This window comes from Synechococcus sp. H70.1 (assembly GCF_047502705.1).
Lineage (GTDB): Bacteria > Cyanobacteriota > Cyanobacteriia > Thermostichales > Thermostichaceae > Thermostichus.
Window position 1 is genome coordinate 1 of sequence record NZ_JANSIV010000100.1, and the last position, 1864, is coordinate 1864.

At 59.9% G+C, this 1864-nt stretch carries 2 protein-coding genes; both read left to right on the top strand.

Going from position 1 to position 1864, the window contains the following annotated elements:
• The first annotated feature begins 30 nt into the window (after positions 1-30).
• Positions 31-1362, top strand: a complete 1332-nt coding sequence (ftsY, locus tag NW827_RS07505; protein ID WP_414503509.1) for a signal recognition particle-docking protein FtsY — start codon at positions 31-33, stop codon at positions 1360-1362.
• Positions 1363-1373: 11 nt separating this feature from the next.
• A partial coding sequence (locus NW827_RS07510; RefSeq protein WP_414503510.1) for a DUF2254 family protein occupies positions 1374-1864 on the top strand: 491 nt, incomplete at its 3' end.

Sequence of the window (1864 nt, forward strand, 5' to 3'; positions counted from 1 at the left end):
ACTCGTTAGGAGTCGTCGGGAGCTTAAGATGTGTATAAGAGAGCTGCCTATGCCAACCTAAAGGCGCGGGCTGCAGCCCAAGCCACTCAAGCAGAGGTTGCCTCCCCAGCCGCCCCAGCGCCAGAATCGCCTGCAAGCAAGGGATCCCAGCCCTCTGCCCCAGAGGCGGCAGCAACTGAGGCGGTCTCTCCCACCTCGCCCCCTGTCCAGCCGGCTGCTGCACCTTCCTTTTTTGATCTGGCTCCTCGCGCTGCCGAGCGCCTGCAGGCCCTTGCAGCTACTGCCATGGAGGAGCCGGAGCCAGAAGGTGTAGCTGCGGTAGCCCCTCCTCCTGCCCCAGCGCCGCAGTCAGCCGCAGAAGAGCTGGTTTTCGACGAGGGCTTTCGCTGGTCAGCCGAGATCCTGGCGGCCCAAGGGCGCAAACCCGAAGAGATCTCCATAGAAGAGATCTCCTGGCTGCAAAAGCTGCGGCGAAGTCTAGGCAAAACCCGCCTTAACCTCATCAACCAGCTAAAAGCCTTAGTGGGCCGCGGCCCTCTCGACCAGGATGCCGTCGAGGAAATTGAGGCAATGTTGCTGCAGGCGGATGTGGGGGTTGAGGCCACTGAGCAGATCATTCAGGCCCTGCAAAGACGCCTGCGCGAAGAGGTAGTACCCCCAGAGGAGGCGGTGAAGTACCTCAAGCAGCAGCTGCGGCAGATGCTGACAGTGGGGGATCCCACCTTTGCGCCGCAGCGGGGCACGCTCAACATTTGGCTGATCGTAGGCGTGAATGGGGTGGGCAAGACCACCACCATTGGCAAAATTGCCCATGTGGCCCGCGAGTCTGGCTACCAGTGTCTAATTGCTGCTGCCGATACCTTCCGCGCTGCCGCTGTCGAGCAGCTCAAGATCTGGGCGGAACGCGCTGGGGTGGAGGTGATCGCCAACCCGTCCCCCAATGCCGATCCGGCGGCGGTGGTGTTTGATGCCATTACAGCCGCCAAGGCCAGAGGCACCGAGTTGCTGCTGGTGGATACAGCAGGCCGGCTACAAAACAAGAAAAACCTGATGGAGGAGCTGGCCAAGATCCGCCGCATCATCGACAAGAAAGCGCCTGAGGCCAAGGTGGAAAGCCTCTTAGTTTTGGATGCCACCCAAGGGCAAAACGGCCTGCGCCAGGCCCAGGTGTTTGCCGAAGTGGCCAAGCTAACCGGCGTCATCCTCACCAAGCTCGACAGCACCGCCAAGGGGGGGATTGCCCTGGCCATTACCCAGCAGATGCACTTGCCTATCCGCTTTATTGGTGCCGGCGAGGGGCTAGAGGATCTGCGACCTTTTTCCAGCTATGAGTTTGTGGAAGCTCTTCTAAGCGAGTATTGAACCCCCTGGCCATGCGTCGCCGTCAACTTCTGCCCTGGAGCGCTGCAGTGGTGGCGGCTGGACTGTTGTGGGCTTGGGGCGGATCCCACTGGCTCCAGGCGGGCATGGAGCTGACGCTGGCCAGGCCAATTCAAGATCCAGGAGCACTGCAGGAATTTGTTGCCACCTTGGCCCAGGTGCTGTCGGGGGTGCTGGGCTTCACCCTCTCGGTGGTGGCGATTGTGGTGCAGTTGAGCGCGGACCGCTTTACCCCCAAGGTCACCGAGCTATTTTTGCGCGAGAAGGTCAACTTCTACCTGTTCTTTTTTCTCATCCTGGCCAATGTGGTCAGTTTGTGGAGCTCGATGGCCCTTGGTTTCTTCGACAATCCAAGACTGCTGATCGGGCTTAATTTACTGCTGGGCACGGCCTCGTTTTTGCTACTGATCCCCTACTTTCGCTTTGTGTTTCACTTCCTGCAGCCAACTTCGATTGTCCGCCGCATCAAACAGCAGGCACAGCA